This window comes from Arthrobacter sp. SLBN-122 (genome assembly GCF_006715165.1).
Taxonomy (GTDB): domain Bacteria; phylum Actinomycetota; class Actinomycetes; order Actinomycetales; family Micrococcaceae; genus Arthrobacter.
This window is the reverse complement of the sequence record NZ_VFMS01000001.1, coordinates 134,263-147,056: the sequence shown is the minus strand read 5'-3', so window position 1 is coordinate 147,056 and position 12,794 is coordinate 134,263. Positions and strand designations below refer to the sequence as shown.

The 12,794-nt window shown below is 68.8% G+C and carries 10 protein-coding genes; 7 read left to right on the top strand and 3 right to left on the bottom strand.

The annotated features are described in order from the left end of the window. Nucleotides 1-53 precede the first annotated feature (53 nt). Together FBY36_RS00680 and FBY36_RS00675 are read left to right on the top strand one after the other, a co-directional pair. A complete protein-coding gene (locus FBY36_RS00680; RefSeq protein ID WP_235008660.1) occupies nt 54-1,112 on the top strand; it encodes an exonuclease domain-containing protein in 1,059 nt (352 codons plus the stop codon). 81 nt (nt 1,113-1,193) lie between these two features. Then, nucleotides 1,194-1,673, top strand: a complete 480-nt coding sequence (locus tag FBY36_RS00675; RefSeq protein WP_142116888.1) for a DUF4395 domain-containing protein — start codon at nt 1,194-1,196, stop codon at nt 1,671-1,673. Here FBY36_RS00675 and FBY36_RS00670 read toward each other — a convergent pair. Next, nucleotides 1,654-2,739 carry an ADP-ribosylglycohydrolase family protein gene (locus FBY36_RS00670; RefSeq protein WP_142116887.1) on the bottom strand — a complete coding sequence of 362 codons (1,086 nt, stop codon included), beginning with the start codon at nt 2,737-2,739 and terminating at the stop codon, nt 1,654-1,656. The genes FBY36_RS00675 and FBY36_RS00670 overlap by 20 nt on opposite strands. Nucleotides 2,740-2,965: 226 nt before the next feature. On the opposite strand from FBY36_RS00670, the gene FBY36_RS00665 reads away from it, so the two are divergent. The 4 genes from FBY36_RS00665 (at nt 2,966) to FBY36_RS00650 (ending at nt 9,679) form a co-directional block, all read left to right on the top strand. Then, nucleotides 2,966-3,913 carry an aquaporin gene (locus FBY36_RS00665; RefSeq protein ID WP_142116886.1) on the top strand — a complete coding sequence of 316 codons (948 nt, stop codon included), beginning with the start codon at nt 2,966-2,968 and terminating at the stop codon, nt 3,911-3,913. Nucleotides 3,914-3,970: 57 nt separating this feature from the next. Continuing rightward, entirely contained in the window at nt 3,971-5,149 is a 1,179-nt protein-coding gene (locus FBY36_RS00660) for an exonuclease SbcCD subunit D (protein ID WP_142116885.1), read from the top strand. After that, nucleotides 5,146-8,259 carry an AAA family ATPase gene (locus FBY36_RS00655; RefSeq protein ID WP_142116884.1) on the top strand — a complete coding sequence of 1,038 codons (3,114 nt, stop codon included), beginning with the start codon at nt 5,146-5,148 and terminating at the stop codon, nt 8,257-8,259. Before FBY36_RS00660 ends, FBY36_RS00655 begins: the two co-directional genes overlap by 4 nt. Nucleotides 8,260-8,341: 82 nt before the next feature. Continuing rightward, nucleotides 8,342-9,679 (top strand): MFS transporter, encoded by a 1,338-nt coding sequence (locus tag FBY36_RS00650; protein ID WP_142116883.1) that lies wholly within the window; start codon nt 8,342-8,344, stop codon nt 9,677-9,679. A gap of 34 nt (nt 9,680-9,713) precedes the next feature. Here the strand turns inward: FBY36_RS00650 and FBY36_RS00645 are convergent, their stop codons facing one another. After that, nucleotides 9,714-10,445: an IclR family transcriptional regulator gene (locus FBY36_RS00645; RefSeq protein WP_142116882.1), complete on the bottom strand. Its 732-nt coding sequence runs from the start codon at nt 10,443-10,445 to the stop codon at nt 9,714-9,716. A 254-nt stretch (nt 10,446-10,699) separates the two neighbouring features. Between FBY36_RS00645 and FBY36_RS00640 the strand changes: the two genes are divergently transcribed. Beyond that, a complete protein-coding gene (locus FBY36_RS00640) occupies nt 10,700-12,034 on the top strand; it encodes an MFS transporter (protein WP_142116881.1) in 1,335 nt (444 codons plus the stop codon). A gap of 64 nt (nt 12,035-12,098) precedes the next feature. Here the strand turns inward: FBY36_RS00640 and FBY36_RS00635 are convergent, their stop codons facing one another. After that, nucleotides 12,099-12,746 carry a phosphoribosyltransferase gene (locus FBY36_RS00635; protein WP_142116880.1) on the bottom strand — a complete coding sequence of 216 codons (648 nt, stop codon included), beginning with the start codon at nt 12,744-12,746 and terminating at the stop codon, nt 12,099-12,101. Between the last annotated feature and the right edge of the window lie 48 nt (nt 12,747-12,794).

Below are 12,794 nucleotides of genomic sequence, written 5' to 3'. Positions count from 1 at the left end.
TGACCAGCCTGTGCCTCCCCGGCTGGGACGTTTACGGCGGTAAGGTAAGGGCCGTGGGTTTGGACTTTACGGCGATCGACTTCGAAACGGCCAACGGCTTCCGCGGCTCCCCGTGCTCCGTGGGATTGACCAAGGTGCGGGGCGGGAGAATCGTCGCAGAGGCCTCCTGGCTGATGCGCCCGCCGGCCGGCTATGACCATTTCGACTACCACAACGTCCGGATCCACGGCATCACCCCAGCGGACGTTGCCGGAACCCCCCGCTTCGGCGAGCTGTTCCCGGAAATTGGCGCGTTCATCGGTGATGACGTGCTCGCAGCGCACAATGCCGCCTTTGACCTGGGCGTGATCCGGTCCGCGCTGGAGGTGTCAGGCCTGCCCGGTCCCGCCTATGACTATGTCTGCACGGTCATGCTGTCGCGGCGCTGCTACTCGCTCGTCTCCAATTCCCTTCCCTTCGCCGCCGAGGAAGCGGGCGTGCCGCTGGTCAACCACCACGACGCTGCCGAGGATGCCCGGGCCTGCGCCGGCATCCTCATCGACATCGCCGCGCGCAACGGTGCCAACAGCATCGCTGAACTCTTCCTCTCCCTGGGACTGGCCATGCCACACCAGCAGGCCTTCGATCCCGCCTCCGGCGAGCTGTCAAAGGCAAGCCTGGCGGCCATGGCGGCTGCTTCCGGCAACGGTGCAGCACTGGTGCAGCGGTTCCAGTCCGGCTGGCCCGAGGAGGGGCCGAATCCGGAACCGGACCTGGACGCCGAGCCCGGCCATCCCCTGTACGCGCAGACGGTGGTGTTCACGGGGCAGCTCTCCATCGACCGCCCGGAAGCCAAGCTCCGCTCGGCCAGGTGCGGGGCGCGGACGGAGAGCCGGGTCACCGGACGTACCACGGTCCTGGTGGTGGGGGACGGGTTCGTGGCCTCGGACCTGCGTTCGGGCAGGCTCACCGGCAAGGCGCGCCGCGTCCTGGAGCTCCATGAGCGGGGACGGGCCATCGAAGTGCTGTCCGAGGGTGAGTTCCTGCAGATGGTGGGAGGCGGGGACGTCCCGCAGGCCGCGCACGCCCATGCAGGGCAAGTCCGGGACGGCGCGGCTGCCATCAGCGCCTGATCCGGCCGGTACGGGAGTGGCGCACTGTCATGCGGCGCAACACAGCTTGGCCGCCCCGCGGCAGGCTCCTACCCTTTCGTCATGGCCTCCCTCTTTGCTTTCCCCAATCCCGTGAACGAGTACGCCGCCCGTGTCACGGTAGCGCTGGTGGTGCTGCTCGCCGTCGTCACCGCCGTGACAGGTTCCGGGCTCGGGCTGCTGGCCATCAGCATCGGGTTCTGGCTGCGGCTGCTCTTCGGCCCCAGGATTTCACCCCTGGCGCTGCTCTCGGTCAAGGTCATCACCCCGGCGCTGGGAAAGGTGAAACTGGTGCCCGGGCCGCCCAAGCGCTTTGCCCAGGGGATCGGCGCTGCCGTATCCACCGCCGCCCTGCTGCTGTTCGCCGCAGGTGCCGCGCCCGCAGCCTGGGCGCTCCTGGGGATCCTGGTGGCCGCGGCGTCGCTGGAGGCGTTCGCCGGATTCTGCCTGGGGTGCGCCATTTTCGGCTTCCTGCAGCGCCGCGGACTGATCCCCGAGGACGTCTGCGAGGCCTGCAACAACATCAGCCTTCGCCGGTCGTAACCTTCACCAACTGGTCCGCCATGCCGCGGATTACCTCCGGCGCTTCCAGGGCCCCGAGCCACTGCGCCGGCAGGCAGTCCTCCCCGTACAGGGCTCCCAGGATGTTTCCCGCCAGCGAGCCTGTGGTGTCGCTGGGGCCGCCGTGGTTCACAGCCAGCGCCACAGCGTCCCGGAAATGCCGGGCAGGCTGCGCCTCTGCGCCGTCGGCCGGCAACGTGGCAAGGACTGCATAAAGCGCGACGGCGAGGGCCTCCCCGGCCGTCCAGCCTTCGCCGAGCACCTGGACAAGTTCCTCCGGGGCAACAATGGCTTTGTCGGCGAGGCGGAGTGCGGCCTCAAGCCGGTCGGGGAGCTCCGGTGCCACGTCCGGGAGGGTGGCCGCGTGCGCGGTGACCGCGGCCGCGGCATCCCGGAGCGCCTCACCCGACACCAGCCTGTGGATCAGGAGGCTGAAGATGCCGGCACCCTGGCGGGCGGAAGGATGTCCGTGCGTGAGGGAGGCGGCGTCGGCACTCAACTTGTAGACGGCGTCGGGCGCAATGTGCGGAACCAGCCCGAAAGGCGCCGAGCGCACCACCGTCCCGGCGCCCTTCGCTTCGGGGTTGACGGGCCGGACGGAGGTACCCATCTCGCCGGTGGCGAGGCCTGTGATGCAGTCCTGGTCCGGATGCCGGCGCTGGCGGAGCACCTCGTTGCCGTCGATCCAGCGGGGCTGGGGTGCAGGCGCCGCAGGCCCGGCGTCCTTGCCCTGGGTGCCCAGCCAGCGCAGGTACGCCAGCCAGAGGCAGGCGTTCACGTCAGCACCCACCCCGGAATTGGCCCACTCCAACGCCTCCACGAGCCCGTCCACGGTGTACAGGGTCAACTGCGTGCCGTCCGAAAAGGGCCAGGGACCGGAGAGGGCGTCAAACCCGGTCAGGCCCTCCGCTCCGAACCGCTGCCGGATTGCGTCGATGGAGTCAGCCTCCACGGCGTAGCCCAGTGCATCGCCGAGCGCGCCGCCCACCAGGGCGCCATGGATCCGGGACTTGAGGGTGGGCGCGGGCGCGCCGTGGTCTGTGCTCATGCAGTAAATTTACCGTCCGGACACCGGTTGCGGTTCGGCTGCCCCTCGAGGCGTCCCTTCCCTCCTGGCAAGGCGCCGCGGACAGCGGCCGTCCAGCAAATGCACAGCCTGGGCTGGAATACTTCACGGGTTGCCCCGCGCGCACCTGCTGGCCGGAAGCACCGGAACCAGCAGCATCCGGACACCAGGCAACGCAAGTACCAGCCCAGGAAGCGAAGGTCCCATCATGAGCACCCCCGTCCCCGCCCGCGACGCACTGCACCCCGGCACGGCTGCCGGGCGGACAGCCCTGCTGCCCCGCCTGGCGGCCGAGGCCTTCGGCAGCCTGTTCCTGGCCGTGGCCGGGCTGGGCGTGCCGCTGTTCAGCATTCCGCAGTCCAGCCCTGTGCCTGCCGCCCTTGCTGCCGGCCTGGCCATCACCGCGGCAATGCTCGCGTTCGGACACATCTCCGGCGGCCATTTCAATCCGGCCATCACACTGGGCCACCTCCTGGCGGGACGCATCCGCGCCGGCGCCGCCGCAGCATACGCCGCCGCCCAGGTGGTGGGAGCGCTGGTGGGCGCGCTTGCCCTGTTCGGGATCCTGCGCACCCTGCCCGGCATCGCCGACAGCCGCACTGCCTTCGATACCGTGACCGCCGGCTTCGGCGAACACTCCATCATCCAGGCGCCGCTCGCCGCAGCCGTGCTCCTGGAACTGCTGGGAGCCGCCATTATCGTGGCGGTCTTCCTCGCCGCCGGCCGCTCCGGCGGCAGCCGCACTGCAGCGCCGGTTGCTGTCGGCCTGTCCTTCGCAGCCCTGCTGCAGCTGGGCCAGTCGGTGGGGAACCTGCCCTACAACCCCGCCCGGGCGTTGGCGTCCGCAGTCTTCAGTTCCGGCTGGGCCGTGGAGCAGTTGTGGGTCTTCCTGGTCGCGCCGCTGGCCGGTGCTGCCATCGCCGGGCTGGTGTTCCGCATCACCGGCGTGGATGCGTCCGTAGCTCCCGTTGGGGACGGCGGGGACACCGACGCCGCCGAGGCCGAGGTTGACGACGAGGGCGACGACGAGGGCCTGGAAAGTGAGGGCCTGGAAAGTGAGGGAGCCGACGGGCCTGTGCCCCCAGCGGCTGCCCGCCATGGGAAGGCAGGAAGCATCAGTGAGGCACAGGAATTCTTTGAGGGCAAACGGTCCTGACCGGCGCCGGCCGCGGCGGTTTCTTTGAGTGTCAGTGGTTGCCGATAGCTTAGGGATATGCGGTTACTTCACACCTCGGACTGGCACCTGGGCCGATCCTTCCATGGCGTTGGCATGCTCGATGCCCAGCGCGCTTTCGTTGACCAGCTGGTGGCTGCGGTCCAGCGGGACGGCGTGGACATTGTCCTGATCGCGGGGGACGTCTATGACCGTGCGCTGCCGGGCGTGGACGTGGTCCACCTGCTCGACGACGCACTGGTCCGCCTGACTGCCGCGGGCGCCAAGGTAGTGCTCACCAGCGGGAACCACGACTCCGCCATCCGCCTGGGTTTCGCCTCCCGCCTGCTCGAACGCGGGGGAGTGCACCTGCGCACCAGGGTGGAGGACCTCGCCACCCCGCTCATCCTGCCGCTGGGCACGGATGATGCCGGAAAGGAAGCCGTCCTGGCGCTTTACGGCATCCCCTGGCTTGAGCCCAGGCTGGTTGCCGAACAGTTGGGTGCTGAAACGGCCAGCCACTTCGAAGTCACCCGGGCGGCCACGGGCCTGATCCGCGGGGACATCGCCCGGCGCGCGGCTTCCGCCACCGTCCACTCGGTGGTCCTGGCCCACACCTTCGCCAGCGGCGGCATCAGTTCGGACAGCGAGCGGGACCTCAGCATTGGCGGCGTGGGTGCGGTGCCGCTGGACCTGTTCGACGGTTTCAGCTACACCGCCCTGGGCCACCTGCACGGGCGGCAGCAGCTGTCCGGATCCGTCCGGTACTCCGGTTCACCTTTGGCCTATTCCTTCTCCGAATCCGCCCATCAAAAGGGTGCCTGGCTGGTGGACATCGGCGCGGAGGGAGTCACTGCCGTTACGGAGGTACTGTGGGAGGCCCCGCGTTCGCTGGCCGTACTGCGCGGAACCCTTGAGGATCTCCTGGCGGATCCCGGCCATGCATGGGCTGAATCCGCCTACTGCCAGATCACATTGACCGATCCCCAGCGTCCCGCCCGTGCCATGGAACGGCTCCGCGACAGGTTCCCGGACACCCTGGTCCTGGCATTCGACCCGGAAGGTGCGGCTGCCACGTCCCGGCCCAGCTACAGCAGCAGGCTTGCCGGCGCGCCGGACGACCTCGCCCTGTGCTGCGGATTCCTGGAACACGTGCGGGGACGCACCGCGGACCAGGCAGAAAAGAACGCGCTCGCTGCAGCGCTGGAGAACGTCAGGCTGCTGGAGGCGTCACGGTGAGGATCCACCATCTGCGCATCTGCGGCTTCGGTCCCTTTGCCGGAACCGAGGACATCGACTTTGACCGCCTCGGCGCCCACGGCCTGTTCCTGCTGAACGGGCCCACCGGTGCCGGTAAGACCAGCGTGCTGGATGCCATCTGCTTTGCCCTGTACGGTTCCGTCCCCGGAGCCCGCCAGGACGGAAAACGGCTGCGCAGTGACCACGCGGAACCCGCGCAGGAACCTGCCGTGACGTGCGAATTCTCGTCCCAGGGCCGTCGCTTCGAGGTGACCAGGTCCCCGGCATGGGACAAGCCCAGCGCGCGGGGCAAGAATGGCTTTACGGTCCAGCAGGCCAAGACGCTGCTCCGTGAGCGGGTGGGCGGCGCCTGGGTGGAAAAGTCGGCCCGCAACGACGAAGCGGGCGCCGAAATCACGGCCCTGCTGGGCATGGACCGCGAGCAGTTCACCCGGGTGGTAATGCTGCCGCAGGGTGATTTCGCCGCCTTCCTCCGCTCCAAGGCTGCCGACCGCCTGGACCTGCTGCAGAAGCTTTTTGGCACCCAGCGCTTCGAAGCTCTGGAACAGGAACTGTCGCGGCAGGCCGCCGCTGCCCGGGAAGACGTGGCCACACTGTCCGGGCAGCTCGCCCTTCTAGCCTCACGTGCCGAAACCGAGGCCGCTCCGCTCCAGCTTCCGGGCGCCGGGGCACCGCCGGAGGACGACGTCCCCGGCCGCCTCGACTGGCTGAAGGCTTCCGTTGCCGGCCGCCTGACGGAACTCACCGGGCATGCCGCCGCTGCTGCGGCCGTCAGCCAGGACCGTCGCAGCGCTGTGGACCGCGAGGCCGCACGGCATGAGCGGCACCGGAAACTTCACGCGGCTACGGCGCGGCGAAACGCCGTGGAGGAAGGCGCCGCACACCGGGAAGAGCTCTCCACCCGCCTCGCCCGGCACCGCCAGGCCGAGGTCCTCCAGGGGCAACTGCAGGCCGTGGATGCGGCCGCTGCCAAGGTCCGCAGCGCGGCGGCCGCTGCCGAATCTGCCATGACATTGCTCCGCATGGCTGCCGGTGACGACGGCGAGCTGGCCCAGCTGCGCCTGGAAACACGTGGATGGGAAACGGGTGGCCTGGATCCGGCCGGCCCGGAAACACCAGACCCGGAAACGGGGGCCACCGGTGGAAGCCTGTCCGGGGCAGCGGACGAACTAAGCCGCCTGCGGTCACTGCTGGCCGTCGTCGAAGCCCGGCTGCCGGACGAGGACAGGCTCCAGAACCTCCGGACGCGGCACCGCAGCCTGGCCGGCCGGGAGGAAGAGCTCCGGCTGGCCATCGGAACCCTGGACAGCCGGGCGGCCCAGCTGCAGGAGCAGCGGGCAACGCTGGCCGAGGGCATGGAGCAGCTGGAATCCCGTTCGATCGAGGCGGCCCTGCGCCGCAAGGAAGCTGCGGCGGCGGCCGAGCTGCTGGACGTCGTCCGGAAGTATGAAACAGCTGCCCGGCGCAGGAACCAGGCCAGGATCCGCCACGACGATTCGCGGGAGGCACTGCTGGAGGCGAAACGCCAGTGGCTGGACCTGCGGGAGGTGCGTCTGGCCAACGCGGCATCGGAGCTGGCGGCGAAACTGGTGGGCGGGGAGCCCTGTCCTGTCTGTGGAAGCGCGGAACATCCCCGTCCTGCAGATGGTGGCAATGCGGGTCCGGGACTTGCGCAGGCCGAGGAGGAGGCCCACGGCGCCTACGAGGCCGCAGAGGCAGCCCACACCCTGGTTGCCGCGGATCTTGCCGAGGCGGAGCAGGCAGTGGCAGTCCTCGCCGGCCAGGGCGGGACCACTCCGGTGGGGGAGGCACGTTCCGGTGCCGATGCCGCGCTCGCTGCAGCGGACGATGCAGAGCAGGCCGCGGACGAGCTGCAGGACAGGCGGCAACGGCTGGAAGCGCTGGATGCCAGGATCGGGCAGGCGCATGCCACACTGTCCGAAACGGAGGCCGAGCTCTCGCAGACCAGCGTGTCCCTTGCCGACGTGGCGGAGCAGGCGGCAGCACTGGACAAAGCGCTCGCCGGCCTGCGCGGCCACCACCGCAGCCTGAACCACCGGCTGCGGGCACTCGAGGAGGCCGTGGCGGTCCTGGACAAGGCAGTTGAAGCGCAGGCGCGGCTGGATGCGGCGCGCCTTCGGTCCGCCGAAGTGCAGGAACATTTGGAGCTGGCACTGCCGGCTGCCGGTTTTGCCACGGCCGGCGATGTCCGCGGCCAGCTCCTCGCAGCGGCTGAAGCGGCAGCCCTGGAAGCTGCCATCCGTACAGCCCAGGACGAAGCCGCGCGCGTGGCCGGACTGTTCGAGTCCGAGGACATTGTGCTCGCCCTGGCAGAGGCCGCCGACGGTTTCCTGGCGGACGAGGACCAGCTGGCAGCGCTGCGCCTTGAAGCCGCTGCTGCCCAGAAGGCGGCGCGGGAAGCGGACCTGGCTGCCGGGCTCGCCACCCACTGCCTGGAATCCCTGGAATCCATCACCGCCGAATACCATGACCTGGTCCGTTCGTGCCGGGAGCCGGCGGAACGGGCACAGATGCTGGCCGGCTTGGCTGACGCGGCAGCCGGCCGGGGCGAAAACACCTACCGGATGAGCCTGAACAGCTATGTCCTGGCCGCCCGGCTGGAACAGGTGGCCCTGGCCGCGTCAGAGCGCCTGGTCGCCATGAGTGACGGCCGCTACCTGCTTCAGCACACCGACGCCAAGGCGGCCCGCGGCGCCAAGTCGGGGCTGGGCCTTGAAGTGGTGGACCAGTGGACGGGATTCCGGCGGGACACCTCCACCCTGTCCGGGGGCGAGTCCTTCATGGCATCGCTGTCGTTGGCACTCGGGCTCGCGGACGTCGTCCAGCAGGAGGCCGGAGGGGTGGAAATCGAGACCCTGTTCGTGGATGAGGGCTTCGGAAGCCTGGACGAACAGTCCCTGGAGCAGGTCATGGATGCCATCGAAGGGCTCCGCGACGGCGGCAGGGTGGTGGGGCTGGTCAGCCATGTTGCGGAGATGAAACAGCGGATCGGTACCCAGTTGCAGGTGCTCAAGAACCGGAACGGCTCCACGCTGCGGATCTCCGAAAGCCTGGACGCCCTCCTCTGACCCGGCCGATATAATGGAGCCCGTTACCGGGTTGCGCGCATCGGGAGGAGGGACGATGCGCACCTACTGAACGAGCCCGGAATTGACACCTCAAAGTACTCCTTCGACCACCCGCAACACTCCGTCCCGCGCTGTCACAGGGCAGGAAGGCCCAGGCCAGGCCCCGGCGGAACGGGCAGCAAGGGGACGGTTCTCCCGGCTGCCGCTGCTTGCCGGCAGAAGCTTCATCCCGCTTGGACTTTTTGCGCGGCTTCCCCTGGCCATGCTGGCCATGGGCACCCTTACCCTCGTCACCTCGGTCAGCGGCTCGTTTGCCGCCGGTGGCGCCGCAGCGGGCGCCGTGGGAATCGGCTCTGCACTGGGCGCTCCGGTGCTCGGATCCCTTGCAGACAGGCGGGGACAGCGACCTGTCCTGCTGCTGGCGGCGGTGCTCAACACCGTGGCGGTGCTGGCCCTGGTCGTCGCCGCAGACGCCACCGGGGCGGGGGACTTCCCACCGGCCGTCCTGGCCGCTGCCTTTGCCGCCGGCGCCACCTGCCCCCAAGTGGGCCCGCTCGCCCGGGTCAGATGGATGGCGTTGACAACGGACGCCACAGGTTCCTCGGCACCGACCGCCGGCGCTGCCCGCGACCTGGATACCGCCCTTTCCTACGAGAGCACGGCCGACGAAGTGACGTTTGTCCTTGGACCGGCCCTGGTGGGTATCCTGGCCAGCCTCGTGGCGCCCTGGCTTCCGCTGGCACTGGCGGCGGCCATGACCATCACACTTGTTCCTGCCTTCGCCATCCACCCCACGCATCACGCAGTGCCTGCTACTCCGCGCCGGGGCGGCAGGAAGGGCAAGGGTGCTGCACCTGCCGCCAAACTGCCCTGGGCCGTGGCCCTGCCTGTTGTTGCCATGGTCTGCATGGGGACTTTCTTTGGGTCCACCCAGGCCGCCCTCAGCGCCTTCTCCGCCGGGCTCGCCGGCGCCGAAATAGCCGGCCTGCTGTACGCCGTCATGGGCCTGAGTTCCGCAGCGGCCGCGCTCTCGGTTGCCTACTGGCCGCGGCGCGCCGGCCTGGCACTGCGCTGGGTGCTCTGCGCGGTCCTGATGGCGGCGCTGGCGGTCCTGCTGCTGGTGCCGGCTTCACTGCCCTCGATGGCGGCGGTCCTGCTGGTCCTGGGGCTTCCCGTGGGTCCGGTCATGGTCACCGTCTTCGCGGTGGGCGGAAAGCTGGCTCCCGCCGGCCGGCTTGGCACGGTCATGACCGGGCTGGCCAGCGGCATTGTCGCCGGAACGGCCATCGGTTCCTCTGTCGGCGGCCAGCTGGCCCAGCACCACGGCCCCTCGTCCGCGTTCCTTGTCCCGGTGTGCGCGGCGGCGGCGCTGGCGCTGCTGGGTGCGGGAGCCGCCGTCGTAATCCGCCGGCGGGCCTGATCGCCGCCTCCCCGGCAACCGGCATCCCGCGTTGTCAGGCCAGTTGCCGCTCAATCCTCGCCGCGCTTTCGGCGATGGCAGCCCCCACCGCTTCCGGATCATGGGCGGAGCGGATATAGACGACGGCGAGTGCTGCCGGACGCCCACCGGGCACCCGGACGGGGGCTGCCAGTGAGGAGACCCCGGCGATGACCTCATCATGGCTGGCCGAGAAGCCCTTCCGCCGTGCTTCCGCCGCCTCCGGCCGGTATGGAATGCCCGTTTCCAACCGGTCCCACTCCGTTTCGGACAGGGCCGACTGGATGGCGATGCCCGGCGCGCCGGCGTTAATGGGGTGCCGCGTACCCGGGTGCTGCGCTACGGTTGCCCCTGAATGCCGGGGCTCAACCGTGACCAGCGTGATGCAGTCATGGTGGTCCCACACCGCCACGAACGCCGTCATGTCCAACGAGTTCGCCAGCTGGGTGAGCTCCGGGAGTGCGGCGCTTTGCAGGTTGCGTGACACTCCGCGGGCCAGGACTGCCAGGCCGGGGCCGGGCTGGACGCGTCCGGCGTCGTCACGCACCAGGAGGGAATGGTCTTCGAGGGTCCGCAGGATCCGGTAGGCCACCGAACGGTGGACGCCCATCGCGTCGGCCAGTTCGGCGATGGTCAGCGGACCCGGGGCAGCGGCCAGGATCTCAAGGGCGCGGATGCCCCGCGAAAGGGTCTGGGACGGCGAAGCCTGCGCCGCCGCCGTCTTGGCCGCAGCTGCTGGAGGTGTCATGAAATCCATCCTAGGTGGCAATGCACAGCACGCCGTGACTCTTGTCTCATCAACCGCCGCACGGTATTGTCCTCTATACGAAATGGTCGTTCTAATATAGAACATCCAAATTCTACGGATATCCCCGGTAAAACTTTCGCCACCCCGTGTCCCGCATCACAAATCCGTAGTACCCTACTAACTAACTGACCGTTCTGTCGGTAATTCTGAAGGCGTCCGGGCGGCACTGCTGCCCAATGAACAATGGAGTTTCAATGACCACACCTTCCAAGGTGGATACCCCCGCCGGTCCCAGCAGCCGGCGGGAGGAACGCAAGGTCCTCGCCGGCACCCTCGTCGGAACCACCATCGAGTGGTACGACTTCTTCATCTTTGCCCAGCTCACCGCAACGCTGCTGTCACCGCTGTTCCTGGCGCCGCTGAACGATTCCAACCCGGGCCTGGCGCAGATCCTCTCCTTTGCCCTCATCGGCATCAGCTTCCTGTTCCGCCCCCTCGGCGCCGTCGTCGCCGGCCACCTGGGCGACCGCCTGGGACGGAAGGCGATGCTGGTCTTCACCCTGGTCATGATGGGCGCCGCGACAGCCCTGATCGGCATGCTCCCCACGTACGCGCAGATCGGCGCCTGGGCCCCCGTGCTCCTGATCCTGCTGCGCGTCATCCAGGGCTTCTCAGCCGGCGGTGAATGGGGCGGTGCCGCCCTGATGGCCGTGGAGCATGCGCCGATCGGCCGCCGCGGCCTGTTCGGTGCCTACCCGCAGATCGGCGTACCCGTCGGCATGATCCTGGCCACCGGCCTGCTGTTCTTCCTCAACACCAGCATGTCCAAGGAAGACTTCGCCGCCTGGGGCTGGCGGGTGCCGTTCCTGCTGTCCATCGTCCTGATCGTGGTGGGCTACCTGATCCGGCGCGCGGTGGCCGAGAGCCCGGTCTTCCAGGAGATGGCCCTGCGGAAGAAGGAAAGCAAGGCGCCGCTGGGCGAGCTGATCCGGAACCACAAGCTGCCCGTCCTGTACTCCACCATGATCTTCATTGGCAACAATGCCGCAGGCTACCTGCTGATCGCATTCTTCATCTCCTACGCCACCAAGACCCTGAAGATGCCCACCCCGCAGATCCTCCTGGCCACCACGCTGGCGTCCTTTGGCTGGCTGATCTTCACCCTGGTGGGCGGCTGGCTCTCGGACCGGATCGGACGCGTCAAGACCTTCCTGACCGGCTACGCCATCGTCTTCGCCTGGATGATTCCGATGTTCGCGCTCATCGACACCAAGAACATCCTGCTTTACGGCGTTGCACTGTTCGTCCTGACCATTGGCCTGGGCCTGTCTTACGGCCCCATGTCCGCCATGTATGCCGAAATGTTCCCTGCCCACGTCCGCTACTCGGGCATCTCCATCGGCTACGCGTTTGGAGCCATCCTGGGCGGGGCCTTCGCGGCCACCATTGCTGAAACCCTGCTGCAGTCCACCAAGTGGACCGGTTCCATCGGCATCTACATCATGGTCCTCTGCGTCATTTCGGCGGTCGGCGTGGTCCTGGCCAAGGAAACCAAGGGCCGCCCGCTCGGAGTCAGCAGCCACCACTGATCCCCACCGTCCCAACACAGCAGGCCCGGACCGAAAGGTCCGGGCCTGCTGTGTTCCCGGTCCCTCAGCGCGCCAGCAGCGCCACCGCGTCGTCGTCACTCAACTGCCCGAAGTGCCGGTAGTAGCTCCCCACGGCCCGGAACCTGCCCGGCAGGTGCAGGCACACCACGGCATCGCAAACCCGCTCCAGCGAGGCTTCGGCGTCGATCGATCCCACGGGCGCTGCCGCCACCACGGCAGCCGCGCCGCCTTCCCGCACGGCCTCGACGGCGGCACGCATCGTGGCGCCCGTGGCCAGTCCGTCATCCACCAAAAGAACCGTCCTGCCTGCCACGTCGGTGTTGCTTCCCGGGTACAGCTCCACCCGGCGGAGCAGTTCCTCCCGTTCGCGCTTTTCGACGTCGTCCAGCCATCCCTGCTGCACGCCGTGTTCAAGGACGCGCTCCAACAGGGGTTTGTTGATCAAGCGGACAGTGCGCCCGCGCGCCCACGCGAGGGCTCCATAGGCAGTTTCGTCGTGCCCCGGGATCCCCAACTTCCGCACCAGGACCGTGCCCAGGGGCAGGTGGAGGGCACTTGCCGCCGCCGCCGCAACGGGAATGCCCCCGCGCGCCAGGCCCAGGACCACTGTGCCCGGATGTTCCCGGAACCGGCCAAGCGCAGCGGCCAGGCGCTGGCCGGCGTCGCTGCGGTCTTCGAAACGCGTCCCCATGTACCCCTCCCGGCATCTGTGGCGTGACTGCCCCCAGCGTACTGCTGG